Source organism: Bacillus sp. 491mf (genome assembly GCF_900112415.1).
In the GTDB taxonomy this organism is placed as follows: domain Bacteria; phylum Bacillota; class Bacilli; order Bacillales; family Bacillaceae_G; genus Bacillus_A.
Genome location: NZ_FOLV01000013.1, coordinates 1 through 25,839, shown reverse-complemented (window position 1 = coordinate 25,839; position 25,839 = coordinate 1). Strand labels below are relative to the sequence as shown.

The 25,839-nt window shown below is 39.1% G+C and carries 27 protein-coding genes, 1 tRNA gene, 1 other RNA gene and 1 pseudogene; 21 read left to right on the top strand and 9 right to left on the bottom strand.

Annotated elements, in window-relative coordinates:
- Positions 1-2 precede the first annotated feature (2 nt).
- The 3 genes from yvcK (at position 3) to BM211_RS13890 (ending at position 2,272) form a co-directional block, all read left to right on the top strand.
- Positions 3-956, top strand: coding sequence for a gluconeogenesis factor YvcK family protein (gene yvcK / locus BM211_RS13900; protein WP_035430474.1), 954 nt, complete (start codon positions 3-5; stop codon positions 954-956).
- A gap of 86 nt (positions 957-1,042) precedes the next feature.
- Positions 1,043-1,993 carry a DNA-binding protein WhiA gene (gene whiA, locus BM211_RS13895; RefSeq protein WP_035430472.1) on the top strand — a complete coding sequence of 317 codons (951 nt, stop codon included), beginning with the start codon at positions 1,043-1,045 and terminating at the stop codon, positions 1,991-1,993.
- 21 nt (positions 1,994-2,014) lie between these two features.
- Positions 2,015-2,272 carry an HPr family phosphocarrier protein gene (locus BM211_RS13890; protein ID WP_035430471.1) on the top strand — a complete coding sequence of 86 codons (258 nt, stop codon included), beginning with the start codon at positions 2,015-2,017 and terminating at the stop codon, positions 2,270-2,272.
- A gap of 167 nt (positions 2,273-2,439) precedes the next feature.
- Here BM211_RS13890 and clpP read toward each other — a convergent pair whose 3' ends face one another.
- The 9 genes from clpP to BM211_RS13850 form a co-directional block, all read right to left on the bottom strand.
- Positions 2,440-3,021: an ATP-dependent Clp endopeptidase proteolytic subunit ClpP gene (gene clpP, locus BM211_RS13885; RefSeq protein WP_020061713.1), complete on the bottom strand. Its 582-nt coding sequence runs from the start codon at positions 3,019-3,021 to the stop codon at positions 2,440-2,442.
- Positions 3,022-3,127: 106 nt separating this feature from the next.
- On the bottom strand, positions 3,128-3,283 hold the full coding sequence (locus BM211_RS26770) for a hypothetical protein (protein WP_218160809.1): 156 nt from the start codon (positions 3,281-3,283) through the stop codon (positions 3,128-3,130).
- 57 nt (positions 3,284-3,340) lie between these two features.
- Entirely contained in the window at positions 3,341-4,216 is an 876-nt protein-coding gene (locus BM211_RS13880; RefSeq protein ID WP_035430470.1) for a DUF421 domain-containing protein, read from the bottom strand.
- A 20-nt stretch (positions 4,217-4,236) separates the two neighbouring features.
- A complete protein-coding gene (locus BM211_RS13875) occupies positions 4,237-4,443 on the bottom strand; it encodes a DUF1657 domain-containing protein (RefSeq protein WP_035430469.1) in 207 nt (68 codons plus the stop codon).
- A gap of 11 nt (positions 4,444-4,454) precedes the next feature.
- Entirely contained in the window at positions 4,455-4,805 is a 351-nt protein-coding gene (gene spoVAE, locus BM211_RS13870) for a stage V sporulation protein AE (RefSeq protein ID WP_035430468.1), read from the bottom strand.
- A gap of 3 nt (positions 4,806-4,808) precedes the next feature.
- Positions 4,809-5,819 (bottom strand): stage V sporulation protein AD, encoded by a 1,011-nt coding sequence (gene spoVAD, locus BM211_RS13865; protein WP_035430467.1) that lies wholly within the window; start codon positions 5,817-5,819, stop codon positions 4,809-4,811.
- Complete coding sequence (gene spoVAC, locus BM211_RS13860; protein WP_035430466.1) at positions 5,820-6,296, bottom strand: stage V sporulation protein AC; 477 nt, start codon at positions 6,294-6,296, stop codon at positions 5,820-5,822.
- A gap of 148 nt (positions 6,297-6,444) precedes the next feature.
- Complete coding sequence (locus tag BM211_RS13855) at positions 6,445-6,939, bottom strand: YhcN/YlaJ family sporulation lipoprotein (RefSeq protein WP_090998044.1); 495 nt, start codon at positions 6,937-6,939, stop codon at positions 6,445-6,447.
- 102 nt (positions 6,940-7,041) lie between these two features.
- Positions 7,042-7,248 (bottom strand): DUF1657 domain-containing protein, encoded by a 207-nt coding sequence (locus BM211_RS13850; protein WP_035430463.1) that lies wholly within the window; start codon positions 7,246-7,248, stop codon positions 7,042-7,044.
- Positions 7,249-7,618: 370 nt separating this feature from the next.
- Here BM211_RS13850 and BM211_RS13845 point away from each other — a divergent pair, with 370 nt between their 5' ends.
- From BM211_RS13845 to BM211_RS27145, 18 genes and pseudogenes are all read left to right on the top strand, one after another.
- Positions 7,619-9,532 (top strand): APC family permease, encoded by a 1,914-nt coding sequence (locus BM211_RS13845; protein WP_090998041.1) that lies wholly within the window; start codon positions 7,619-7,621, stop codon positions 9,530-9,532.
- A 159-nt stretch (positions 9,533-9,691) separates the two neighbouring features.
- Positions 9,692-9,767, top strand: a tRNA-Arg gene (locus tag BM211_RS13840).
- Positions 9,768-10,087: 320 nt separating this feature from the next.
- Entirely contained in the window at positions 10,088-11,383 is a 1,296-nt protein-coding gene (rpoN, locus tag BM211_RS13835) for an RNA polymerase factor sigma-54 (RefSeq protein WP_035430459.1), read from the top strand.
- Between the two features lie 9 nt (positions 11,384-11,392).
- Positions 11,393-11,641 (top strand): glutaredoxin family protein, encoded by a 249-nt coding sequence (locus BM211_RS13830; RefSeq protein WP_035430458.1) that lies wholly within the window; start codon positions 11,393-11,395, stop codon positions 11,639-11,641.
- A 134-nt stretch (positions 11,642-11,775) separates the two neighbouring features.
- The gene (locus BM211_RS13825; RefSeq protein WP_090998131.1) at positions 11,776-12,798 is read left to right on the top strand and encodes a sugar-binding transcriptional regulator; all 1,023 of its coding nucleotides are present in this window, start codon (positions 11,776-11,778) and stop codon (positions 12,796-12,798) included.
- Between the two features lie 34 nt (positions 12,799-12,832).
- Complete coding sequence (gene gap, locus BM211_RS13820) at positions 12,833-13,837, top strand: type I glyceraldehyde-3-phosphate dehydrogenase (RefSeq protein WP_035430457.1); 1,005 nt, start codon at positions 12,833-12,835, stop codon at positions 13,835-13,837.
- A 134-nt stretch (positions 13,838-13,971) separates the two neighbouring features.
- The gene (gene pgk / locus BM211_RS13815) at positions 13,972-15,156 is read left to right on the top strand and encodes a phosphoglycerate kinase (RefSeq protein WP_035430456.1); all 1,185 of its coding nucleotides are present in this window, start codon (positions 13,972-13,974) and stop codon (positions 15,154-15,156) included.
- Positions 15,157-15,187: 31 nt separating this feature from the next.
- Entirely contained in the window at positions 15,188-15,943 is a 756-nt protein-coding gene (gene tpiA, locus BM211_RS13810) for a triose-phosphate isomerase (RefSeq protein ID WP_035430455.1), read from the top strand.
- Positions 15,940-17,469 carry a 2,3-bisphosphoglycerate-independent phosphoglycerate mutase gene (gene gpmI / locus BM211_RS13805; protein WP_090998039.1) on the top strand — a complete coding sequence of 510 codons (1,530 nt, stop codon included), beginning with the start codon at positions 15,940-15,942 and terminating at the stop codon, positions 17,467-17,469. Before tpiA ends, gpmI begins: the two co-directional genes overlap by 4 nt.
- 29 nt (positions 17,470-17,498) lie before the next feature.
- Positions 17,499-18,791 carry a phosphopyruvate hydratase gene (eno, locus tag BM211_RS13800; protein ID WP_090998036.1) on the top strand — a complete coding sequence of 431 codons (1,293 nt, stop codon included), beginning with the start codon at positions 17,499-17,501 and terminating at the stop codon, positions 18,789-18,791.
- Positions 18,792-19,032: 241 nt separating this feature from the next.
- Positions 19,033-19,401 carry a CidA/LrgA family holin-like protein gene (locus BM211_RS13795; protein WP_035430452.1) on the top strand — a complete coding sequence of 123 codons (369 nt, stop codon included), beginning with the start codon at positions 19,033-19,035 and terminating at the stop codon, positions 19,399-19,401.
- On the top strand, positions 19,398-20,087 hold the full coding sequence (locus BM211_RS13790) for an LrgB family protein (protein ID WP_035430451.1): 690 nt from the start codon (positions 19,398-19,400) through the stop codon (positions 20,085-20,087). The genes BM211_RS13795 and BM211_RS13790 overlap by 4 nt, the downstream gene beginning before the upstream one ends.
- 92 nt (positions 20,088-20,179) lie before the next feature.
- On the top strand, positions 20,180-20,413 hold the full coding sequence (gene secG / locus BM211_RS13785; RefSeq protein ID WP_035430449.1) for a preprotein translocase subunit SecG: 234 nt from the start codon (positions 20,180-20,182) through the stop codon (positions 20,411-20,413).
- A 278-nt stretch (positions 20,414-20,691) separates the two neighbouring features.
- Positions 20,692-21,432, top strand: coding sequence for an alpha/beta hydrolase (locus BM211_RS13780; RefSeq protein ID WP_035430447.1), 741 nt, complete (start codon positions 20,692-20,694; stop codon positions 21,430-21,432).
- 353 nt (positions 21,433-21,785) lie between these two features.
- On the top strand, positions 21,786-24,128 hold the full coding sequence (gene rnr, locus BM211_RS13775) for a ribonuclease R (protein WP_371261880.1): 2,343 nt from the start codon (positions 21,786-21,788) through the stop codon (positions 24,126-24,128).
- 72 nt (positions 24,129-24,200) lie between these two features.
- Positions 24,201-24,668 (top strand): SsrA-binding protein SmpB, encoded by a 468-nt coding sequence (gene smpB, locus BM211_RS13770; RefSeq protein ID WP_035430443.1) that lies wholly within the window; start codon positions 24,201-24,203, stop codon positions 24,666-24,668.
- A 127-nt stretch (positions 24,669-24,795) separates the two neighbouring features.
- Positions 24,796-25,157, top strand: a transfer-messenger RNA (tmRNA) gene (gene ssrA / locus BM211_RS13765).
- Positions 25,158-25,673: 516 nt separating this feature from the next.
- Positions 25,674-25,839 (top strand): annotated as a pseudogene (locus BM211_RS27145) (alveolysin); the annotation flags it as partial.

The window sequence follows — 25,839 nt, the reverse complement described above, 5'->3', positions numbered from 1 at the left end:
AGATGGGAAAAGAGGGGAAACCAAAAATCGTTATTATGGGAGGTGGAACGGGTCTATCCGTTTTGCTTCGCGGTTTAAAAACGTATCCTGTTGATATTACAGCGATTGTAACGGTCGCTGATGATGGGGGAAGTTCTGGAAGGCTCCGTGATGAGTTAAAAATCCCGCCTCCTGGAGATATTCGTAACGTGCTGGTTGCGTTGTCTGATGTAGAGCCTTTGGTGGAGTTGTTATTTCAGCATCGCTTTACATCAGGAGAAGGATTAACAGGACATGCGCTTGGAAATTTATTGTTAGCTGGAATGACAGCTATTACAGGTGATTTCTTTCATGCGATTACGGAAACGAGTAAAGTGTTAAATGTGAGAGGACGTGTACTTCCAGCTGCAAATCAAAGTGTTGTTTTGCATGCGGAATTGGAAGATGGTCAAATTGTAAGCGGGGAATCGAAAATTCCGTATTACGGGAAAAAAATTAACCGTGTCTTTTTAACACCGGGGGAAGTAGAGCCGCTTCATGAAACGTTAATGGAAATTCAAAGAGCTGATTTACTTTTATTTGGACCAGGAAGTTTGTATACGAGCATTTTGCCGAATTTAATGGTGAAAAAAATCGGTGAGGCAGTACTTCAGGCAAAAGCGAAGAAAGCATATGTTTGTAATGTTATGACTCAAGCTGGTGAAACAATGGGATATACAGCGTTTGACCATGTGAAAGCATTGCATGATCATCTTGGAGAAGCGTTTATCGATACAGCAATCGTTAACGATGAATCAATCCCATCTCAATTATTAGGACGCTATGCAAAAGAAATGTCGGAGCCAGTTGAGATCGATGAAGAACGTTTTGCTGCGCATAATATTAAGTTGATTAAAGGTTGTTTGGCAAAGTATGATGATAAAGTTGTGCGTCATGATACGATAAAGCTAGCTTCGATTTTATATTCATTAATATAACTTGTAAGCTATAAAGCGTTACTTCTTTGAGGTAACGCTACAAATTCATTTAGGGTAGTAATGATCATTAATAGGAGGTGAAACGGTTGTCCTTTGCATCAGAAACAAAGAAGGAGCTAACAAAGCTTACGATGAAGGAATGCTGTGAGAAGGCAGAGTTGTCAGCATTGCTTCGTATGAACGGTTCACTCTCCTTTTCAAACCGCCGTGTAATCATTGACATTCAAACGGAAAATGCAGCGATTGCGCGGAGAATCTATACATTATTGAAAAAAGGATATAACGTGACAGTTGAACTACTTGTGCGTAAGAAAATGCGCTTAAAGAAAAATAATGTGTACATCGTTCGTTTAGTTGAAAGAGCGCGTGAAATTTTATCCGATTTACACATTGTGCGAGAAGACTTTTCGTTTATTCGCGATATTTCACAAGAATTAATTGAGAAAAAGTGTTGTAAACGTTCGTACTTACGCGGTGCATTTTTAGCGGGTGGTTCTGTAAATAATCCAGAAACATCGTCGTATCATTTAGAAGTTTTCTCGTTATACCAGGAGCACAATGATGCGATATGTGAACTTATGAATGAGTTTATGTTAAATAGTAAAACGTTAGAAAGACGAAAAGGGTACATTACGTATTTAAAGGAAGCGGAAAAGATTACCGAATTCTTAAATATTATTGGTGCTCATAGTGCTCTTTTAAAGTTTGAAGATATTCGGATTGTGCGTGATATGCGTAATTCTGTAAATCGTCTTGTGAATTGTGAAACAGCAAACTTAAATAAAACGATTGGTGCAGCTTTAAGACAGATTGAAAACATTCGTTATATTGAAGAGACTGTTGGACTTGACTTTTTACCAGATAAATTACGTGAAATCGCAGAACTACGTATCAATTATCAAGATGTTACATTGAAAGAATTAGGAGAAATGGTATCTGGGGGAAACATTAGTAAATCGGGGATCAATCATCGTTTGCGTAAAATTGATGACATTGCAGAGAAATTACGCGCCGGTGAAGCGGTTATAAAAAAATAAAGGGCAAAGGGGAATGGAACAGTGGTTCAAAAACTGGTAGAGGTACGGTTGAAGACTGGATTACAAGCACGTCCGGCGGCGTTGTTTGTACAAGAGGCAAATCGTTTTCAAGCTGATATTTTTATGGAAAAAGACGGGAAAACGGTCAATGCTAAAAGTATTATGGGGATTATGAGCTTAGCTGTTGGATCTGGATGTGAAGTTACAATTACGACAGAAGGATCAGATGAGACAGAAGCATTAGCAGCACTTGTTGCTTATGTACAAAAAGAACAATAAAAAGCTATCGCGAATGTGCGATAGCTTTTTATTGTGGCTGGGCTACTCGCCGCGTGTCGAATGTGGTCGAGGGGTCTTTAAATCGTGTCGAGTCGCCGATAAATTGTGCCGAGTCGCTGATAAATGAAAAAGAGCTATCAGGAATGATAGCTCTTTTCTATAAGCGATTAGCGATTTGTAAAGATTTTATCGATTAAGCCGTATTCTAGCGCTTTTTCTGCTGTCATGAAGTTGTCGCGTTCTGTGTCGCGCTCGATTACTTCTAAGTCTTGACCTGTACGCTCAGCAAGAATTTTGTTTAGTTTATCACGTAAGAATAGGATACGTTTTGCAGCGATTTCGATTTCTGTCGCTTGTCCTTGTGCGCCGCCAAGTGGTTGGTGAATCATAACTTCACTGTTTGGAAGAGCGAAACGTTTTCCTTTTTCACCAGCTGCAAGTAAGAAAGCACCCATAGATGCAGCCATACCGATACAAATTGTAGATACGTTTGGTTTAATGAATTGCATTGTATCGTAAATTGCCATACCAGCTGTAATAGATCCACCAGGACTGTTGATGTATATATGAATATCCTTTTCTGGGTCTTGTGATTCTAAGAATAAAAGCTGAGAAACGATTGAGTTTGCTACGTTGTCATCAATTGCGCTACCTAGCATGATGATGCGGTCCTTTAATAGACGAGAGTAAATATCGTAAGCACGTTCCCCGCGATTTGTTTGTTCAATAACTGTAGGAATTAAATTCATGTGTAACTTCCTCCTTTAACACATTTGTTAATTTTATAATACAATTATGGTCAATAAAGGTCAAACGAAACCACTTCAGTTTAAAAAAATATGTAGGTTTACCATGTTAATTCGCTATAAATAAGGAATTCCCTTCTTCTGTACCTTCCTCATCATAACCGAATTGGGTGAATTTAAACATACTTATAGAAAACCTCTCTTTTTTTAGGTAGGCGAGTGCATCCGGCCATGCATAGAAGCGGTCAGGGCCTGTTTTTGCCACATGCGAAGTGAAAACCAAAAAAGAACGCTATTACATATATAAGCGTTCTTTTCCGTACTATTCCTTTAGTAAATACGTAACTTTATTTAAAATTTCTTCTAGCTTCTTGGCGTTGTTTGCATACATGTTCGCGGCAATGCTTGATTTCGTCTCTAAAGAAAAGAGTTCAAGGTCAGCATGACACTTCTTTAAGGAAGCGAATAATAATGGTTTGTCTTGAGGAGAAGGCATTTGGATTTTATCGTTGTATATGTCGACTGTTAGTTGGCCGTAGGAGTCGACTTGTCCAATGAATACGTTGTCGATTGCAACCCCCATTTTTTCGAGTTCGGTGCGAACCCAAGCGCGGTTATGACCGCTTGCTGCAAGAGGTTCATCTATTATGTTTCCATCCATAATGATTGTGTGTGTTTCTTTTTCGTTTGGTAGTTTTAATCCGATATCTTTTGCAGTTAATGGTTGCTTGTCCTTCTTCAATAATACGTTTAGTTCACCGCTCGGTTCTAATATAGCGAATTCAACATCGGTTATGTTGAATACATCTTTTTTTCGCAGAAGTTCTAATAGTTCGTCGCTTGTATATTTTTCCTTTTTTAAATTATCTTCGAGTACTTTGCCGTCTTTTATAAAAATAGTGGATTTACCTTCTACAAAATCTCGTACTGTTTTATTTTTTAAGGAAATTAGTCCTGCGAAAAAGGGAATGACGGCAAAAACCAGCATACTAGAAATACCGTGGAAGAAGTTTTGTTCCAGTCCTGTTGACACTTCCGCAGCGATATCACCGATTGTCATACCTGCTATGTATTCAAAAAAGGAAAGTTGAGCGATTTGTCTTTTGCCAAGCCATTTCGTAATGGCGAATAAAACAATTAAGACACATAAAGAACGTATAATGACAAGTGGCCATTCTGGTATGTGAATGTTAGGCATGTATATCCTCTCCAGTCTTCCTAAAATCCTTTATATTGTGGTTCTTCTCGCTCTAATGTTGAAACGCGCCCTTGTATATCAGCGATAATACTATCCATCTCTAACATACATTCATGAAAAACGCGCTTTGTTTCTTGATCAGCAGAGTTTTGAGAAAGGGCGCTTAAACTTGCTTGTGCACCTTTCAAACTAGCAAGGCATGTTTTGACGCTTGCAACAACGGTCATGAGAGCACCTCTTATCCTTTTGGTTTAAATAATAAAGCTCCAATAAATCCGAAGATAATTGCGGCGGATACACCAGCGCTTGTTACTTTAAACATTCCTGTTATAACGCCAATGATTCCATGTTCAGCAGCTTCGGCCATTGCGCCGTGAACGAGAGCGTTCCCAAAGCTTGTAATAGGAACCGTTGCACCCGCTCCGGCAAAATCAATTAATGGTTCATACAAATTAAATCCGTCTAATATAGCGCCAATGACAACAAGTGTCGCCATTGTATGAGCGGGGGTGAGTTTGAAGACGTCGAACATAATTTGTCCAATGACACAAATGATGCCGCCGATTACAAAAGCCCAGAAAAAGATCATGTATTATACACCTCCAACTTCAATGGATACTGCATGGGCGATACAAGGAATTGTTTCTTGTTGCTGGAAAGTTAATGGGGAAAGTAGGGCCCCGGTAGCAACTACAAGTATTTTGCGAAACTCTCCTTTTTTCATTCGGTTTAGTAAATGTCCATACACAACAGTTGCTGAGCAGCCTGGGCCACTTGCTCCTGCTAAAATAGGTTGGTCGTCTCTATAAATGAGCAATCCGCAATCTTGAAATTGTTCGCTTCGTATAGATGTTCCTTGCTTTCGTAGTAAGTCATAGGCAATTTCTCGTCCGACATGACCGAGATCGCCCGTTACAATTAAGTCGTAGTAGGATACGTCGATTTGTCGTTCTCTTAAATGTGCTTCTATCGTGTCGACAGCAGCGGGAGCCATAGCCCCTCCCATATTAAACGGATCGGTTAATCCCATATCGATCACTCTTCCGATTGTTGCTGATGTTACGCAAGGTCCATCTCCTTGATCACTTAATAAGGCAACACCGGCTCCTGTTACTGTCCACTGCGCGGTAGGGGGTTTTTGTCCTCCGTATTCAGTTGGATATCTAAACTGTTTTTCTATAGCGGTATTATGGCTTGATGCTCCTGTTAATAAATATTTCGCTCCTTTTGCATTTACGATGCTTGCCCCTAACGCAAGTCCTTCCATTGAAGTAGAACAAGCGCCGAATAATCCGAGATAGGGAGTGCCGAGTGTCCGGCAAGCAAAGCTTGAAGGTGTAATTTGATTAATTAAATCTCCCGCCAAGATAAATTGAACATCTTCCTTCCGTAGTTTTGCTTTTTCGGTTGCTCTGCTGCAAGCCTCTTCGAATAAAACGCGATGTGCCTTTTCATAAGAGTCTTGTCCTAGCCATAAATTATCATGCAATGTATCGAAATCGTCAGGGATGTTGCCGTTTGCTTCAAATGGTCCGCCAATGACACCAGTTGAGATAATCACGGGTTTGTTTTCAAATACCCATGTTCGGTGACCTTGTAACATTTAAAATCCTCCCCATTGAATTAAAATTGTGCGAATCAGTGCAATTACAAAAGCGGAAAATACACCAAATAAAATAACGGATCCGGCTAGTTTAAACATATTTCCGCCCACTCCAAGAACAAAACCTTCCGTACGGTGCTCGATACAAGCGGATATGACAGAATTTCCAAATCCGGTCACTGGAACGGCTGTACCTGCCCCGCCAAACTGAGCTAATCGATCGTATACACCAAAACCTGTTAGGAGCATAGAAATAAAGATCATTGTTGCTACAGTTGGGTTCCCCGCAGATTGTTCAGTAAAATCGAAATAAGTAATATAAAATGTGGAGATAAGTTGACCGATTAAACAAATGAATCCGCCAACAAAAAATGCTTTTATACAATTTTTTAGAACAGGACGCTTCGGCTCACGCTGCTGTTCAAACTTTTTATATTCTTGTTGCACTGGTGTTAAGTCTTTGTTTTGGCTCGACATATGAATCCATCCTTTTCTATGGTGAAAAGTATTATCCCGCTATTCGTGGGCAGTAAATTGAAGAAGAACGGGGGAACTACCCGTAAAAGCCCGATTGGGCGGGCTTTCCCTCAGTAAGAAAAGCATCACTGATGGAAGTTTCACTTTATTACGTATCAGAATGCATTTCTTCTTTCACTACTTTTAGTTGTTTCTTAATCTCTTTCTTATCCGCTTTTTTGTTTTTAATCTTCGTTTCTAATTTATCTAGCAGCATAAAAATTTTTTTATCTGTACTGACATGAATTTTTGAATTTGGATACTTTTTTTCTAATGTTTGTTTCATTTTCTTTTTTAATTTCTTTAGCTGAAAGCGTTCGTGGTGCTCTGGTTTCGCGGCTACATACAGTTCGTTATCTAAATTAACCGCCTTTACATCAATTATTTCTTCCATATTAAAAATCTTATCTTTCGCTTGATTTGCTATGGATTGATCAACAGACTCCATACTGACTTGTTTTAATTTCGTATCTTCTTTAGTTGCTTTGTGTTCTTCTTTCTCATTTGCTTCTTTTTTTACTTTTTTATCTAGTGGGCTGTTACAGCCGCTTAGGAAATTGAGGGAGAGAAGGAATAACAAAGTAATAATCCTAAATTTTCGCATTGTATCATTCCGTTTCTATAGCTCTATGTAATTTGAGGTGAAAAAAGGATGATATGGTATCACCCTTTTTTCGGTTCAGTGTAAAGTAGGCATCAATGCCCTTTACTGTTGTGTATATTGAGGTTCTTCTTGTTGAACCTCTTCAACGCGTGGAGATAAAGAATCAATAATCGTTTGCGTTTGCTGCGCTGCACTTTGGAATAATTGCTTTGCTTGTTGGTTATCAGTATCAAGAGCGAACCCTTCTAAGCTCGCTTGTGCACTTTTTAATCCTGAAACAGTTTGTTTAAGTTTCGTAATTACAGTCATAACGTAATTCCTCCTCTGTTTGAATTGAATTTCAATGATTAGAATTTGTGAATGTGCGTTGAAATATAATTACCAATTTTAGGTTTTGTTCGAAATGTAAATTTTTATCATGTAATTTGAAAATGTAAGGGATTAGCAGGTTTTCTATATAAGCGAGTAGCAAGCATGTTGTATTCTGCATAGCAATGAATTGTATGTAGGGAAATTAAAATATCAATAGTTATGGTTATTAGAAAATAACGATTATGTGTAAATTTGTAGGCTTTTGATGGAGAGTACATATTTTATATTTCGTAGTTCAAAATATCATGTATCAATTGAAATATGGAGAATAAAAATTAGCAAACGACGATAAAAAGGAGAAAAAGTTATGGATCATCATACTTTAATTAGATGGTTGGAAGCGATGTTAATTATTTTCGCATTAATTGCAATTTGGTTTTCTGCAAGTAATTTCAGTAGTGTGAAGCGCTTTTTAATTGGTCGTCCTATGTCAACGTCAGAGCTTCATGCGCAACATAACAAGTTATTTTGGTTAATCGCGCTGCCGATCCTTTCAGCGGATTTGTATTCATCTGTTGCATATGGACCTGAATCAGGAATGACAGAGCTTGTAGGACTTGGCCCTGATGCGAAATGGTTAATTTTACCGATTACCATTTCTACTATCGTTCTTTTGGCAATATTGATTGTCTCGTATATTATGGGGATTTTGGCATATCCAAACGGCGGGGGAGCGTATGCTATTGCGAAGGATAACTTCAAGCCACGCTGGGTTTCTCTTGTTGCCTCTAGTTCTTTGCTTGTTGATTATGTGTTGACCGTAGCTGTATCCGTATCTGCGGCGATGGAAGCTGTTTCTTCAGCGTATCCTGTAGTCGCTCCTTATGAAACGATTTTGGCTATTTTATGCGTCGTTCTTTTAGTGCTTGTAAACTTACGCGGAGTAGCAGAATCAGCTCGCGTATTTGCTTGGCCGACATTCGGGTTTATGATTTGTATGTTAACTTTAATTTTTACGGGCTTTTTTGATGAACTTCGTCACGGGTTTATTCAACCAAGTACACCGAGCTTTGGAACAGTTCCAGAGGGCTTAACAACTTTACTAGTTTTGAAAGCGTTCAGTTCAGCTTGTTCAGCCCTTACAGGAATTGAGACGATTTCAAATGCAGTTCCTATTTTTAGAGAACCACAGCAAAAAAACGCAATTAGAACGTATATTGCTTTAGGTTCGATCACAGCTGTGACACTGTTAGGATTTTCGTTTCATCTGTATGCGAAAGGTATTACGCCAGACCCACATAACACGATGTTGTCACAGTTAGCTGGCATGTATTTTGGACATGGAATTTTATATCAAGTCATTATATGGTTTACGTTCATTGTGTTAATTTTAGCAGCAAACTCTACATTTACAGGATTTTCTCAGCTTGCTGCGATTGTAGCAGCAGACGGATTTTTGCCTCGAAGCTTAACAAATCGCGGAGACCGCTTAGGATATTCGAATGGAATTATTGCGTTAGCATCACTAGCATGTATTTTGATTATAGCGTTTCATGCGCATACGAATGCGTTAATTCCGCTTTATGCGATCGGTGTGTTCCTTTCGTTTACAGTAGCGCAAATTGGTTTGATGCGCCGCTGGAAGCGAGTGAAAGGATCAAACTGGAAAGTTAAGTTTACAATTAATACAGTTGGTGCTGTGATTACATCAATCGTTGCCGTTATTTTTGCTGTTACAAAATTTACGGGCGGCGCCTGGGTTGTATTAGTTGTCTTGCCGATTTTTATTTTCATCTCAATGTCCATTCACAAGCATTATGAAGATGTTGCGAAAGAACTGCGCATCGATATGCAAACGATACGTCCAGAAGCAAGCGATATAGTCACACTCGTTTTAGTGTCAGGCGTTCATCGTGTTGTGAACAACACGATATCCTTTGCGAAAAGTGTAGATGTGGATCCGATTGCTGTATATGTTGGTTTCGATGCTGCATCTATAAATAAAATGGAGACAAAGTGGAAAGAATGGGGAACTCCTTGTAGACTGGTAGTTCTTCGCAGTAAATATCGGTCTATACTTGAACCGCTGAATCGCCTTATTAAAACGATAGAAGCGAAACAAAAGGGTGGGGGACACATTCATATTATTATTCCGCAGTTTATTCCGCACAAATGGTGGCATCATGCGTTGCATAACCAAAGTGCGCTTCTATTACGCATGTGGTTTATGCGCAATAAAGATATTGTAATTACAACGGTTCCATATCATTTGCAGAAATAATATCGTTTCATGATTGGCAGCCCACATCGTTACGTGATGTGGGCTGTTATTCAGTAATTATGACATAAGAAGTAATTGCTTCCAAAACGAAGATATCGTATAATAAACATTACGCGATAGGATAAACAGGTATCCGTTTGCCGTAGAATTTATAATCATGCGCCCATAGCTCAGTCGGATAGAGCGGTGGTTTCCGGTACCACGTCTGCCGGGGGTTCGAATCCCTCTGGGCGCGTCAAAAACCCTAACTTATAGTAAAGTTAGGGTTTTATTAATATAAAAGAGTAGTCTAAGTATAATGAGGTTTCGTTATATTTAAACTACTCTTTTTAATTGTTATTTCTAGAAATGGGAGTTACTATTAGTACGTGGTATAAAGTTTTGAGTGTTTTTAAAAGGTTGGCATTCATTCCTCCTAAATATTATTCGTTTTTTTAGTTGTAATATATAAACTTGAATAATACATATAGAGTAATAATATGTGGATATGGGTGTTAGTCCAGGATTCTCCTTTTTATAAACTTATTGTACAATAGAAGTGAGGGGGAGATTAGGTTGAAAGCAAGTCTTTTACAAGAACAAAGTTTACGTTTGGCAATGACGCAAGAGTTAAGACAAGCAATTACAATGCTCCAGTACAATGTGCAGGAATTAACGGAGTTTTTGTATGAGCAATCGCTGGAAAATCCCCTTATCGAGCTGGGGGGCTTTGACAGGGAGAAGAAAAAAAGTAAAACAACGGGGAAACAAACTGAGAATCAAATGGAAATTTATAGTGTTGATTCAACAACGATTCAACAGCATTTAGTAAACCAATTGCAGTATTATAAAATAGATGAAAAGCAAAGAAGAATTGCCTCATTCATTATTTTAAATATGGATGAGAATGGATATTTACAAGAAACGAATGAGGAATTAGCGTCGTTATTATCAGTGCGTATAGAAGACGTGAATAGCTGTATGGAGCTCGTTCAATCGTTAGAGCCAGCAGGGATAGGAGCGAGAAATATTCAAGAGTGTTTATCCATTCAATTAAAGCGCTTACATAAAAGGAGCGCTTTAGCGGAGATGATTGTAGATGAATATTTTGCATATTTTGTAAAGAAAGATTGGCGCAAATTAGCAAATGTATTGAAGTGTAGTACGGAAGAGTTACAAGAAGCTGTTCATGTGATTACATCGCTGCAACCGAAACCGGGTTTGGCGTTTTCTTCGGAGAAGCCGATGTACATTGTTCCAGATATGGCGGTGAAAAAAGAAGAGAATCGCCTAGTGATTCAGATGAATGAACGTAATATGCCGAGAATTGAAATTCATTCAGAATATAGTGAGCTTCTTCATAATAGTGAAAGTGACGTTGCTTCTTATGTTTCGGAAAAATATCAGCATGTACAATGGATTATGCGTAGTTTAAAACAAAGGAAGCAAACGCTTTTAAATGTAATGGAAGTAATTATTGAAAAGCAACGTGACTTTTTTATGAATGGGCCGCAATATTTAAAGCCACTTGCACTAAAAGAAGTGGCCGAGATATTAGGTGTTCATGAGTCAACGATTAGCCGAGCGACGCGCAATAAATATGTGCAAACGCCGTATGGTTTATTTGAAATGAAGTCGTTCTTTAGCAATGCGGTAACAACTACAGAAGACGAGGCGGTTTCAACGAAGAGAGTAAAGCAGCTTATCGGAGAGTTTGTAGAGAAAGAAAATAAGAAAAAACCACTTTCAGATCAAAAGATTTCAAAAATGTTAGAAGAAGAATACGAAATTGTTGTGTCGCGCAGAACAGTAGCGAAATATCGTGAGCAGTTAAATATTCCAGCTTCTTCTCTGCGAAAAACGATTGTATAGGTGATGAACATGGAGGTTATTCTATATACAAAAGCGGAATGTGGCCTTTGCCAAAAGGCAAAAAAACTTCTGCAAGAATTGCAAGATGAATACGTATTTGATTTGAAGGAAATAAATATATATGAGGATGAACAGCTGTTAGAAAAGTATCATCTTATGATCCCTGTTGTTGAAATTGAAGGGATAGAGGTAGAATATGGAATTATTCACAAAGATGTCATAATGGACAGTATAATTCGTATAATAAGAGTTGAATAACTTTTTATCTCCTGTTACAATAATAAATGTAGCAGGGATTATTTTTTTTACTCTATGCGGGACACAATATGTCACTACGGGACATATAATGACCATATAGATAATGAACCAATGTGGTGAGGAGATGCAATATGATGCGCTCATGGATTCAGTATACAAAAAAATTATTACCTGATCTGCTACCTGTTATGCAAAAGAGAATGCAAATTCTTCAGTACATCCGGTTAACGCAACCTATTGGTAGAAGAAACTTATCTGCAAGTCTTGGTATGACAGAACGAGTATTACGAAGTGAAGTACAGGTTTTGAAAGATGAAAACTTGATTCACGTCGCCTCTTCTGGAATGACATTAACAGAAGAAGGAACAGCTGTTGTTCTTGCTTTGGAAGACTTTATGAAAGAAATTTCTGGTTTGAAGGTTTTGGAAAAGCAGCTTAAGGAAACATTAGATTTGGATGAAGTTTTCGTTGTCCCTGGTGATAGTGATGAATCACCTTGGGTCAAGCTGGAAATGGGCCGTGCTTGTGTTGCTCGTATAAAAGATCGTCTAACAGCGAATAATATCGTTGCTGTGACTGGAGGAACCACGATAGCTGCCGTAGCTGATATGATGCAAATTGATTGCAAAGATCTACATATGTTATTTGTCCCAGCACGCGGTGGAATAGGAGAGAGTGTGGAGCTAGAAGCAAACACGATTTGTGCGAAAATGGCACAAAATACGATGAGTAATTATCGCTTATTGTACGTTCCTGACCACGTAAGCAGCGAGGCATACGCATCCATTGTGACAGAACCTTCTGTGAAAGAAATTCTTGAGTTGATTCGATCTTCCAATATTGTCATTCACGGAATCGGTGATGCCCTAACAATGGCGCGTAGAAGAAGTACTTTAGAAGCAGATTGGACGAAAATTAAAGAGAACAAAGCGGTCGGTGAAGCCTTTGGGTACTACTTAAATGAACAAGGTGAAGTTGTTCATAAAGTGCAAACAGTTGGCATGCAGCTTGAAGATTTACAGCATGTATCTCATGTCGTGTCAGTTGCTGGAGGTTCATCAAAAGCGAAAGCGATTCAAGCAGTAATTAAACAAGGGAACACTTCGTTACTAATTACAGACGAAGGTGCAGCAAAAGAGTTAGTAAAGGGTAAATAACCCTTAATATACATCCCCCAAGGAGGAAATTCAAATGACTAAAATTGGTATTAATGGATTTGGCCGTATCGGACGTGTGGTATTCCGCGCAGCTCTTAACAACCCTAACGTGGAAGTAGTAGCAATTAACGACTTAACAGATGCAAAAACATTAGCACATCTTTTAAAATATGACTCTGTTCACGGAACAGTAAATGCAGAAGTATCTGCAAACGGCGATAGCATCGTTGTTAACGGTAAAGAAATCAAAGTTATTGCTGAGCGCGACCCAGCTCAATTACCATGGAGCGACTACGGCGTAGAAGTAGTAGTAGAATCTACTGGCCGTTTCACTAAAAAAGCAGACGCTGAGAAACACTTAGGTGGATCAGTTAAAAAAGTTATCATCTCTGCACCAGCTTCTGACGAAGATATCACAATCGTTATGGGCGTTAACCACGAGCAATATGATGCAGCTAATCATAACGTAATCTCTAACGCTTCTTGTACTACAAACTGCTTAGCTCCATTTGCTAAAGTATTAAACGAAAAATTTGGCATGAAGCGCGGTATGATGACAACTATTCACTCTTACACTAACGATCAACAAATTTTAGACTTACCACATAAAGATTTACGTCGTGCACGTGCAGCAGCAATGAGCATGATCCCAACTACAACTGGTGCAGCGAAAGCAGTAGCATTAGTATTACCAGAACTTAAAGGTAAATTAAATGGTGGTGCAGTTCGTGTTCCAACTGCTAACGTATCTCTTGTTGACTTAGTTGTTGAGCTTGAGAAAGAAGTAACAGTTGAAGAAGTAAACGCAGCATTCAAAGCAGCAGCTGAAGGCGAATTAAAAGGTATCCTTGGATACAGCGAAGAGCCATTAGTATCTATCGACTATAACGGATGCACAAGCTCTTCTACAATCGATGCATTATCTACAATGACTATGGAAGGCAACATGCTTAAAGTTCTTTCTTGGTACGACAACGAAACTGGTTACTCTAACCGCGTAGTTGACTTAGTAGACTACATTGCTTCTAAAGGTCTTTAATTCTTAAGTTTATCAGTTATTAATGACAAAACGAGGGAGAGGGTTTGTTCCCTCTCTCTTCTTTCGTTTTATAAGCAAATGTGATAAGCTTTTGAATGGGTTTTGTCAATCCTAACTAGTCGGAGGGAAATCCAATGAATAAAAAATCAATTCGTGACGTAGATTTAAAGGGTAAACGAGTATTTTGCCGCGTTGACTTCAACGTGCCAATGAAAGAAGGCAAAGTTACAGACGAGACTCGTATTCGTGCAGCTCTTCCTACAATTCAATATTTAGTAGAGCAAGGTGCGAAAGTGATTTTAGCAAGTCATTTAGGTCGTCCAAAAGGACAAGTGGTAGAAGAAATGCGTCTAACTCCAGTAGCAGTACGTTTAGGCGAACTTCTTGGTAAAGACGTGAAAAAAGCGGACGAAGCATTCGGACCTGCTGTACAAGAAATGGTTGCAGCAATGAACGAAGGCGACGTATTAGTTCTTGAAAACGTGCGTTTCTATGCAGGTGAAGAAAAGAACGATGCAGAACTTGCGAAAGAATTTGCAGCTCTTGCTGATATCTTTGTAAATGATGCATTCGGTGCAGCTCACCGTGCTCATGCTTCTACTGCAGGTATTGCAGATTACTTACCAGCAGTATCAGGTTTCTTAATGGAAAAAGAATTAGAAGTATTAGGTAAAGCACTTTCTAATCCGGAACGTCCATTTACAGCAATCATCGGTGGTGCGAAAGTAAAAGATAAAATCGGTGTAATACGTCATCTACTTGATAAAGTTGATAACTTAATCATTGGCGGCGGACTTGCTTATACATTTGTAAAAGCATTAGGTCATGAAATTGGAAAATCTCTATGTGAAGATGACAAAATTGAACTAGCAAAAGAGTTTATCCAACTTGCAAAAGAAAAAGGTGTAAACTTCTACATGCCAGTTGATTGCGTTATTGCAGATGAGTTTTCTGAAACTGCAAACCGACAAGTTGTAGATATCGATTCTATTCCTGCTACTTGGCAAAGTTTAGATATCGGACCAAAAACAAGTGCAATTTATGCAGATGTAATTAAAAACTCTAAGCTTGTTGTATGGAATGGACCAATGGGCGTATTCGAAATGGCTCCATATGCAGAAGGTACAAAAGCAGTAGGACAAGCATTAGCAGATGCAGAAGGTACATACTCTGTTATCGGCGGTGGTGACTCTGCAGCAGCTGTTGAACTATTTGGTATGGCTGATAAAATGAGCCACATTTCTACTGGCGGCGGTGCGTCATTAGAATTTATGGAAGGTAAAGAACTTCCTGGTGTAGTTTGTCTTAACGACAAATAATTAGCAGCCAAGAAAAAGGACGGTGCAAAGCATGCGTAAACCAATTATCGCAGGTAACTGGAAAATGAATAAAACTCTATCTGAAGCAGTTAGCTTCGTAGAGGAAGTAAAAGGTCAAATCCCAGCTAGGGCGGCTGTTGATGCAGTTGTTTGTTCTCCAGCTCTTTTCTTAGAGCGTCTTGTAGCAGCTTCAGAAGGAACTGATTTACAAGTAGGTGCACAAAACATGCACTTCGAAAAGAATGGTGCATTCACTGGCGAAATTAGCCCGGTAGCACTTAGCGACTTAAAAGTAAGCTATGTAGTACTTGGTCACTCTGAACGTCGTGAAATGTTTGCTGAAACAGACGAAACAGTAAACAAAAAGACTCTTGCAGCATTTGAACATGGTTTAACACCAATCGTTTGCTGTGGTGAAACGTTAGAAGAGCGCGAAAGCGGAAAAACATTTGATCTTGTAGCAGGTCAAGTGACAAAAGCACTTGCAGGCTTAACAGAAGAGCAAGTAAAAGTAACTGTTATCGCTTATGAGCCAATTTGGGCAATCGGTACAGGTAAATCTTCTTCTGCACAAGATGCAAACGAAGTATGTGCGCACATCCGTAAAGTTGTTGCTGAAGCAGTCTCTCCGGCAGCGGCAGAAGCAGTTCGTATTCAATACGGCGGTAGCGTAAAACCTGAAAACATTAAAGAATACATGGCACAATCTGATATCGATGGTGCTTTAGTTGGCGGCGCAAGCTTAGAGCCTGCTTCCTTCTTAGGTCTTTTGGAGGCGGTAAAATGAGAAAGCCAACAGCTTTAATCATTCTTGATGGTTTCGGTTTACGTGAAGAAACATACGGGAATGCTGTAGCGCAAGCTAAAAAACCTAATTTCGACGGTTTCTGGAACAAGTTCCCTCACACAACACTAACAGCGTGCGGTGAGGCAGTAGGTCTTCCGGAAGGTCAAATGGGTAACTCTGAGGTAGGTCACTTAAATATTGGTGCCGGCCGCGTTGTATACCAAAGCTTAACACGTGTTAACGTTGCAATTCGTGAAGGTGAATTCGATCAGAATGAAACGTTCCAAAGTGCAATGAAACACGTAAAGGAAAAGGGTACAGCTCTTCATTTATTCGGTTTACTTTCTGATGGCGGTGTGCATAGTCACATTGACCACATGTTTGCTCTTCTTCGCTTAGCTGCAAAAGAAGGCGTGGAGAAAGTATATCTCCATGCATTCTTAGATGGCCGCGATGTTGGTCCGCAAACAGCAAAAGGGTATATCGATGCAGCAAATGAAGTAATCAAAGAAACAGGAGTAGGACAATTCGCGACAATCTCCGGTCGTTATTACTCCATGGACCGTGACAAGCGTTGGGATCGCGTTGAAAAATGTTACCGTGCCATGGTAAAAGGCGAAGGCCCTACTTACAAAACAGCACATGAGTGTGTGGATGACTCATATGCAAATGGTATCTATGATGAATTCGTATTGCCGTCTGTAATGGTAAATGAAGATGAAACGCCAGTTGCAACTATCAATGATGATGATGCAATCATCTTCTACAATTTCCGTCCAGATCGTGCAATTCAAATTGCGCGTGTATTTACAAACGAAGATTTCCGTGAGTTCGATCGTGGTGAAAAAGTACCTCGCATTCCAGAATTCGTTTGTATGACACACTTTAGTGAAACTGTAAAAGGTTACGTAGCATTCAAGCCAATGAACTTGGATAATACGTTAGGTGAAGTTGTTTCACAAGCGGGATTAAAACAACTTCGCATTGCGGAAACTGAAAAGTATCCGCACGTTACATTCTTCTTTAGCGGTGGTCGTGAGGCTGAATTCCCAGGAGAAGAGCGTATCTTAATTAACTCGCCTAAGGTTGCAACGTATGACTTGAAACCTGAAATGAGCATTTACGAAGTTACGGACGCTTTAGTAAATGAAATTGAAAATGATAAGCATGATGTAATCATTCTTAACTTTGCAAACTGTGATATGGTTGGCCATTCTGGGATGATGGAACCAACAATTAAAGCAGTAGAAGCAACTGATGAATGTTTAGGAAAAGTTGTAGAAGCGATTCTTGCAAAAGATGGTGTAGCACTTATTACTGCTGACCATGGTAATGCTGATGAGGAGTTAACTCCAGAAGGCACACCGATGACTGCTCATACAACAAACCCGGTTCCTTTCATCGTTACAAAAGAAGGTATTGAGCTTCGCGGCGACGGTATTTTGGGAGATATCGCACCAACAATGCTTACACTTCTTGGCGTTGAACAGCCAAAAGAAATGACAGGTAAAACAATTATTAAATAATTACTCATATAATAAAGGAGAGAAATAATATGCCAGCAATTTTAGATGTTTATGCTCGTGAAGTTTTAGACTCTCGTGGTAACCCAACTGTAGAAGTAGAAGTATACACGGAAAGCGGTTCATTCGGACGCGCATTAGTACCAAGTGGTGCATCTACTGGTGAATACGAAGCAGTAGAATTACGTGACGGTGACAAATCTCGTTACCTTGGTAAAGGTGTTCTTAACGCAGTAAATAATGTAAATGAAATTATCGCTCCAGAAATCGTTGGTTTCGACGTAACTGACCAAGCTGGAATCGACCGTGCTATGATCGAATTAGACGGCACTCCAAACAAAGGTAAATTAGGCGCTAACGCTATCCTTGGTGTATCTATGGCAGTAGCTCATGCAGCAGCTGACTATGTAGGTCTTCCATTATACCGTTACCTTGGTGGATTCAATGCAAAACAATTACCAACTCCAATGATGAACATCATCAACGGTGGTTCTCACGCTGACAACAACGTAGACTTCCAAGAGTTCATGATCTTACCAGTTGGTGCTCCAACATTCAAAGAAGCAATCCGTATGGGTGCTGAAGTATTCCATGCATTAAAAGCTGTATTACATGACAAAGGTCTTAACACAGCAGTAGGTGACGAAGGTGGATTCGCTCCAAACCTTGGTTCTAACCGTGAAGCATTAGAAGTAATCATCGAAGCAATCGAAAAAGCTGGTTACAAAGCTGGCGAAAACGTATTCTTAGGAATGGACGTTGCTTCTTCTGAATTCTACAACAAAGAAACTGGTAAATATGATCTTACAGGTGAAGGACGCAGCATGACTTCTGCAGAAATGGTTGATTTCTACGAAGATCTTTGCAATAACTTCCCAATCATCTCTATTGAAGATGGTTTAGACGAAAACGACTGGGATGGCCACAAGTTATTAACTGACCGTCTTGGCAAAAAAGTTCAATTAGTTGGTGACGACTTATTCGTAACGAACACACAAAAACTTGCTGAAGGTATCGAAAAAGGTATCTCTAACTCTATCCTAATTAAAGTTAACCAAATCGGTACTTTAACTGAAACTTTCGAAGCAATCGAAATGGCTAAACGTGCTGGTTACACAGCAGTTGTATCTCACCGTTCTGGTGAAACTGAAGATGCTACAATCGCTGACATCGCAGTTGCAACTAACGCTGGCCAAATCAAAACTGGTTCTATGAGCCGTACTGACCGTATTGCGAAATACAACCAATTATTACGCATCGAAGACGAACTAGGCGAAATCGCTGTTTACGATGGTTTAAAATCTTTCTACAACTTAAAGAAGTAATTTCTGTAAGGTAGAATAGTATTGCTTTTACCTCCTATAAATGTGGACATCCACGTTTATAGGAGGTTTTTTTAATATGAGGAACCATTGCTAATTCTGTTATAAATACAGAAAAATCAGAATGTAAGCGCCTACCACATTGTGCTAAATTTGTCAACAAAATAAATTGAAGGTCTTTACAATTTGTACTATGATTAGTTAGGGAAATGTCAACAATCGCATAATAAAGGATGATAGATAGATGAAATTCACGAAAATTATTGTCCAAGTAGCAGCGCTTTACGTATTTTACATGATTGGAACGTGGATAGGAGGCACATTTCATCTTCCGATTCCAGGAAGTTTAATAGGGATGCTTTTGTTATTTATATTGCTGAGCTTAAACGTCCTTCCAGTAAAGTGGTTTGACTTTGGAGCAGAAACATTGGTGGATCTTATGCCATTTTTATTAGTTCCCTCAATCATTGGTTTAATGAATTATGGTTCTTTTTTTGTGAGTAAAGGTATTTCGTTGTTAATTACTGTTGTTCTGAGTACGTTTATTATTATCGTTGTAGCAGGGCATACAGGACAATACTTTGCGAATAGAAAGGAAAAAGAGATACAATGAGTATAGTAATTGGAATTGGTTGGATTATATTGACAGTGCTATTATATCAATTATCGAAGAAGATTTATGAGTGGTTTCCAACGCCGTTTACGATTCCCATGCTTGTCGCAACAGCTTTAATGATTATATTGTTAGTTGTATTTGGTATACCATATCAACAATACATGCAAAGCGGCGGGGGCTGGATTTCGAAATTGCTTGGTCCTGGGGTAGTAGCGTTTGCGATCCCTCTTTATAAACAACGCAGTGTTTTAAGAAAGTATATTATCCCAATTGTTGGCGGTGTATTGATTGGAACAATCGTTGCCATTGCAAGTGATGTGATGATTGCAACCGTTATTGGAACGGATAAAAGCTTAATTTTATCTTCCTTACCGAAGTCAGTAACGATGCCAGTAGCTATGAGTGTGTCAGAGGAAGTTGGCGGTGTACCATCGTTAACGGCTGCTTTCGTAGTAGTTGCCGGAATATCTGGAGCAATTACCGGTCCTCTTTTATTAAAATGGAGCAGAGTGACAAATTCTGTTGGGATAGGAATTGGACTTGGTTGTGCATCGCATATTATGGGTGTTATGCGTGCGATGAAAAATAATGAGAACGAAGGCGTAATCGGATCAGTAACGATGACATTAGCAGCAATCTTAACATGTTTACTAGGTCCATTATTTGCATCGTTTTTTATTTAATTTGGTGAAGTATTGGGCGTATGAGACGCTCTCGCTTTTCCAATTATTTTATGTTACATTTAAAGTAATTGAAACTTGAGGAGGCGTGTAAAGTGCATACGTTTTTATCGGTCCTGCTTATTATTGTATCGTTGTTATTAATTGTACTTGTATTAATGCAATCCAGTAAGAGCGCTGGTTTATCTGGTGCAATTTCTGGCGGTGCGGAGCAATTATTTGGCAAGCAAAAAGCACGCGGAGTAGAAGCTGTATTAAACCGCATTACAATTGTTCTTGCTGTATTATTCTTCGCGTTAACATTTGCAGTTACGTATTTACAAGTCTAAGTATAAAAGATTCGCCTTTTCGGGTTGAATCTTTTTTTATTTGCCCTGAGAATTTCTAATTAGATTATGGAAAAGAAACTATGTTACACTATGAATAGACAATATATAAATACAAATTTAAAAAACGACATAAAAGCCTTTTTTAGGGACGGACGAGAGCATCTGGCCATGCATGGAGGCGGTCAGGGCCTAGGAGGCAGAGTTAGACAAAGATGTCGGAAAATTAAAGTGGACATATATATGAAGATTACATTATAGGAAGAGAAGGAGATTGGGAAATGAAGCTAGCATCCCCAAAACCATTTACATTTGAAGCGGGAGAACGTGCAGTTTTACTATTACATGGTTTTACAGGAAATTCTGCAGATGTTCGTATGCTCGGACGTTATTTAGAGACAAAAGGCTACACATGCCATGCGCCAATTTATAAAGGTCATGGTGTACCACCAGAGCAGCTTGTACACACAGGTCCAGAAGACTGGTGGAAAGATGTAATGGGAGCATATCAGCATTTAAAAGATAAAGGATACGAAAAGATTGCAGCAGTTGGTTTATCGCTTGGCGGCGTTTTTTCGTTAAAACTTGCTTATACAATGCCAATTATCGGAGTGGTACCGATGTGTGCTCCGATGTACATTAAAAGCGAAGAAACGATGTACCAAGGTATACTAGCGTACGCACGCGAATATAAAAAGCGTGAGCGTAAATCGCCAGAGAAGATCGAAGAAGAGATGTTTGCATTTAAGCAAACACCGATGAACACATTAAGAGCACTGCAAGATTTAATTCGCGATGTGCGCAATAACATCGATATGATTTATGCACCAACGTTTGTTGTGCAAGCACGCCATGACGAAATGATTAATACAGATAGCGCAAATATTATTTATCATGGAGTAGAATCAAACTTGAAGGAAATTAAGTGGTATGAGGATTCTACACATGTAATTACGCTTGATAAGCAGCGTGATGAGCTGCATGAGGATGTATATAACTTCTTAGAGCAACTAGATTGGTAAGATCTAGTTGCGTATTTTTTACATATGTAAAAATATAAAAACCTCTTTTTTAGGATTGGCGAGAGGGACTGGCCATGTGTAGGAGCGGTCAGTGCCCTTGTTCTGCCACGTGCGAGGTTTGAAATACAGGGAGAAGACGAGAGCGGGTCTTGTTTTGTTTTCATAGCAGTGATTTGTATGTTGAAAAACCGGTATAAAAACAAGAAGGACGAGAGCAGGTTCTGTTTTGAGCAACTTATGTGTTGAAACGTTAAAATGGATTGATATAAGGCAACATCATTTATATATGGTTATCTTTTCGGATACAATATTAAATACGAGGATTTTGAAGGAGGTTTTTGTACTTGGAGGAAATGATTCAGGAGAATATCGATAAGTTGTTATCGTTTATGAAAGAGGAAGCATATAAGCCGCTTACTGTGCAAGAGTTGGAAGAAGCGTTTGGTATTGAAGATGCGGCGGATTTTAAAGAGTTTGTGAAAGCACTTGTTATTATGGAGGAAAAAGGAATTGTTGTGCGGACGAGAAGTAATCGTTACGGTCTTCCAGAGAAAATGAATTTAGTGCGCGGTAAACTCATCGGACATGCTCGTGGCTTTGCGTTTGTCGTACCAGAGGAAAAAGGGACAGATGATATTTTTATACCGCCAACAGAATTAAAAGGCGCGCTGCATGGTGATACAGTATTGGCGCGTATTAGTTCAGAGTCAAGTGGTTCGCGCAAGGAAGGGACAATTGTTCGTATTATAGAGCGCGGAACGAAAGAATTAGTTGGTACATATACAGAATCGAAAAACTTTGGCTTTGTGCTTCCTGACAATAAGCGCTGGACGAGTGATATTTTCGTTCCAAAAAATGCTTCTATGGGTGCGGTAGAAGGGCATAAAGTTGTTGTGAAAATTACAAGCTATCCGCAAGACCGTTTAAGTGCAGAAGGAGAAGTTATTCAAATTCTTGGTCATAAAAACGACCCAGGCGTTGATATTTTATCTGTTATTCATAAGCATAACTTACCGCTTGCGTTTCCGCTAGACGTAATGGAGCATGCGAACAGTGTACCAGAAACGATTGATGAAAACGATTTACAAGGGCGTCGTGATTTACGAGATCAAACAATCGTTACAATCGATGGCGCGGATGCGAAAGACTTAGATGATGCGGTTACAGTAACGAAGCTTGAGAACGGCAATTACAAGCTTGGTGTACATATTGCTGATGTAAGTCATTACGTGACAGAAGGTTCAGCAATTGATCGCGAAGCCGCGGAGCGCGGAACGAGTATTTATCTTGTAGACCGTGTAATCCCAATGATTCCACATCGTTTATCTAACGGAATTTGTTCATTAAATCCAAAGGTAGACCGTTTAACTTTATCTTGTGAAATGGAAATTAATGAGCAAGGGGAAGTAGTAAAGCATGAAATTTTCCAAAGTGTGATTAAAACAGCGGAGCGTATGACGTATTCTGATGTGAAGCGCATTTTGGACGATGAAGATGAAGAACTAATGGAGCGCTATGAGCCGTTAATCCCAATGTTCCAAGAGATGGGGAAACTAGCTGCTATTTTACGTGAAAAGCGTATGCGCCGCGGAGCAATTGACTTTGACTTCAAGGAAGCAAAAGTATTAGTGGACGAAGAGGGCAAACCGACAGACGTTGTATTACGTGAACGTTCTGTTGCGGAAAAGCTTATTGAAGAATTTATGCTAGTCGCAAACGAAACGGTTGCAGAGCATTTCCACTGGATGAACTTACCGTTTATGTACCGCGTTCACGAAGACCCGAAAGAAGATAAACTAGAGCGTTTCTTTGAGTTTATTACGAGCTTTGGGTATGCGGTAAAAGGACGCGGAAATGAAGTACATCCGCGTGCGCTGCAACAAATTCTTGAAATGGTACATGGTCAACCAGAAGAGGTTGTGATTTCAACAGTTATGCTTCGTTCTATGAAGCAAGCACGTTACGATGCGGATAGTTTAGGCCACTTCGGTTTATCGACAGAGTTCTATACACATTTCACATCACCAATTCGCCGTTATCCTGATTTAATTGTGCATAGATTAATTCGCACATATATAATTAACGGAAAAGTGGATCATGAAACACAAGCAAGATGGCGTGAGGATTTACCGGATATTGCGGAGCATTCTTCAAATATGGAGCGCCGCGCTGTTGAAGCAGAGCGTGAAACAGATGAATTGAAAAAAGCAGAATACATGCTTGATAAAGTTGGTGAAGAATACGACGGAATCATTAGTTCTGTAACAAACTTCGGTTTATTCGTCGAACTTCCAAATACAATTGAAGGTCTTGTTCACGTTAGCTATTTAACAGATGACTACTATCGTTATGACGAACATCATTTTGCGATGATTGGCGAACGAACAGGGAACGTCTTCCGCATTGGTGATGAAATTACGATTCGCGTAATTAACGTAAACAAAGATGAACGCGCGATTGACTTTGAAATTGTCGGCATGAAAGGCAGTGTAAAACGACAACGAAAAGATCGCCCAGTTGTAATTGACCAGCCAAAAGGAAATAGAAGAAAACGCAGTGATCGTGATAACAATCGCGGCGGACAAGGAAAAGATTCGAGTCGCAACGGAAAACAAAATGGAAATGGAAACAAAAAGAAAAAGCCATTCTTTGAAAATGCACCGAACTTTAAGAAGAAAAAGAAAAAACGTAAGTAAGAAAGAAGCCGTATATGGCTTCTTTCTTCATATTTTGTTACAATGATACAAATGAAGGGAGGCAGCAAAGAGATGCCAAAAGGTCAAGGGAAAGTCATCGCACAAAATAAAAAAGCATTCCATGATTATTTTATTGAAGAAACATTTGAAGCAGGTCTTGTCCTTCAAGGAACAGAAATTAAGGCGATTCGTGCCGGTCGTGTAAACTTAAAAGATGCCTTTGCACGTGTGCAAAATGGTGAAGTATGGGTACATAATATGCACATTAGTCCATATGAACAAGGAAATCGTTTTAACCATGATCCGCTTCGTACAAGAAAGTTACTTCTTCATAAAAAAGAAATTTTAAAGCTAATCGGTTATACGAAAGAAACAGGTTATACGCTTGTACCGCTTAAAATTTACTTAAAAAATGGATTTGCGAAAATGGCACTTGGTTTAGGGAAAGGTAAAAAGCAATATGATAAGCGCCATGATTTAAAAGAAAAAGAAGCAAAACGTGAAATTGCACGTGTATTCCGCGATCGTCAAAAAATGTAATACAGAAATTTACAATTGCAAAATGACGATCGTGTGCTATAATAACAAATGTAAGGCCAGTTGAACATTGAAAAACAGCTCAATAGCAGCTATCACGAATATACTTCGTATGCTCCATTTCTTATATGGGGACGTTACGGATTCGACAGGGGTAGTTCGAGCTTAGGTTGCGAGTCGAGGGGATCGGCCTCGTTAAAACGTCAAAGCCTATAACTGGCAAACAACAAAACAACTTCGCTTTAGCTGCTTAATAACAGCTTTTAGCGGTTCGTCCCTCCATCGCCCATGTGGTAGGGTAGCGGACTCACTCTAAGTGGGCTACGCCGGAGTTCACCGTCTGAGGACAAAGGAAGAGAACAACCAGACTAGCAATTCGGAAGCCTGTCGATAGGCTGAAGAATTTGCGAAATGCTAATATATCGACTACACTCGTAGAAGCTTAAGTGCCGATACTTTTGGACGTGGGTTCGACTCCCACCGTCTCCACCAATACATATTTGGTGGTTTTTTTATTTTGTATGTAACAAGAAGCATAAGATGGCCGTTTTGGCCAACTTATGCTTCTTTTAGTTTACGGCCAACTTATGCTTCCAATATAAAAAATGAGTGTGGATTCTCTTGAGGTTTTATTAGATTAGGACTTGCCACCCAAATTGCCTACGTACGTTTTCCAGGAAAACTATTATCTGAGAATAATAAATATGTTGAATGCTACTCTTATTAACAATACAAAGGGAACCTGATACATTCTCATATGCAACATTGCATACAAGAATGTATTGATAAAAATGAAAGCGCTTACTATAATAAGGGTATAAAGATAAAACACATTTTAGCAACAACAAAGGGAGAGTAAATACTATGACAATCGCAATGACAATTTTAAAATTTCTAGGTGGAGCACTTCCAATAGTTCAAGGACTTTTAAAAGCATTTATGTAAGTTTACTATTTAGCAATTATTGATAAATAACTATCATACTTAAATACGCAAAAGAGGAAGAAGTTGATTTTTTTGAAAAATAGAAAAAATACTAAGGGAATAAAATTACTAGCATGTTTATCAATTGGTTTATGCACTTTTAATTATACATCTATTTCTTTCGCTGAAACACCTAAAAGTAATTCAGCTGATCAAGTAAAAAAAGCTATTGACATTGATACTGGTATAG

Bases quoted from the DNA above. Each gene is read 5' to 3' on its own strand.
- yvcK (WP_035430474.1), top strand. From the start codon at position 3: ATGGGAAAAGAGGGGAAACCAAAAATCGTTATTATGGGAGGTGGAACG.
- clpP (WP_020061713.1), bottom strand. From the start codon at position 3,021: ATGAATTTAATTCCTACAGTTATTGAACAAACAAATCGCGGGGAACGT.
- BM211_RS13880 (WP_035430470.1), bottom strand. From the start codon at position 4,216: ATGCCTAACATTCACATACCAGAATGGCCACTTGTCATTATACGTTCT.
- BM211_RS13875 (WP_035430469.1), bottom strand. From the start codon at position 4,443: ATGACCGTTGTTGCAAGCGTCAAAACATGCCTTGCTAGTTTGAAAGGT.
- spoVAE (WP_035430468.1), bottom strand. From the start codon at position 4,805: ATGATCTTTTTCTGGGCTTTTGTAATCGGCGGCATCATTTGTGTCATT.
- spoVAD (WP_035430467.1), bottom strand. From the start codon at position 5,819: ATGTTACAAGGTCACCGAACATGGGTATTTGAAAACAAACCCGTGATT.
- spoVAC (WP_035430466.1), bottom strand. From the start codon at position 6,296: ATGTCGAGCCAAAACAAAGACTTAACACCAGTGCAACAAGAATATAAA.
- BM211_RS13855 (WP_090998044.1), bottom strand. From the start codon at position 6,939: ATGCGAAAATTTAGGATTATTACTTTGTTATTCCTTCTCTCCCTCAAT.
- BM211_RS13850 (WP_035430463.1), bottom strand. From the start codon at position 7,248: ATGACTGTAATTACGAAACTTAAACAAACTGTTTCAGGATTAAAAAGT.
- BM211_RS13845 (WP_090998041.1), top strand. From the start codon at position 7,619: ATGGATCATCATACTTTAATTAGATGGTTGGAAGCGATGTTAATTATT.
- BM211_RS13830 (WP_035430458.1), top strand. From the start codon at position 11,393: ATGGAGGTTATTCTATATACAAAAGCGGAATGTGGCCTTTGCCAAAAG.
- BM211_RS13825 (WP_090998131.1), top strand. From the start codon at position 11,776: ATGCGCTCATGGATTCAGTATACAAAAAAATTATTACCTGATCTGCTA.
- gap (WP_035430457.1), top strand. From the start codon at position 12,833: ATGACTAAAATTGGTATTAATGGATTTGGCCGTATCGGACGTGTGGTA.
- pgk (WP_035430456.1), top strand. From the start codon at position 13,972: ATGAATAAAAAATCAATTCGTGACGTAGATTTAAAGGGTAAACGAGTA.
- tpiA (WP_035430455.1), top strand. From the start codon at position 15,188: ATGCGTAAACCAATTATCGCAGGTAACTGGAAAATGAATAAAACTCTA.
- gpmI (WP_090998039.1), top strand. From the start codon at position 15,940: ATGAGAAAGCCAACAGCTTTAATCATTCTTGATGGTTTCGGTTTACGT.
- eno (WP_090998036.1), top strand. From the start codon at position 17,499: ATGCCAGCAATTTTAGATGTTTATGCTCGTGAAGTTTTAGACTCTCGT.
- BM211_RS13795 (WP_035430452.1), top strand. From the start codon at position 19,033: ATGAAATTCACGAAAATTATTGTCCAAGTAGCAGCGCTTTACGTATTT.
- BM211_RS13790 (WP_035430451.1), top strand. From the start codon at position 19,398: ATGAGTATAGTAATTGGAATTGGTTGGATTATATTGACAGTGCTATTA.
- BM211_RS13780 (WP_035430447.1), top strand. From the start codon at position 20,692: ATGAAGCTAGCATCCCCAAAACCATTTACATTTGAAGCGGGAGAACGT.
- rnr (WP_371261880.1), top strand. From the start codon at position 21,786: ATGATTCAGGAGAATATCGATAAGTTGTTATCGTTTATGAAAGAGGAA.
- smpB (WP_035430443.1), top strand. From the start codon at position 24,201: ATGCCAAAAGGTCAAGGGAAAGTCATCGCACAAAATAAAAAAGCATTC.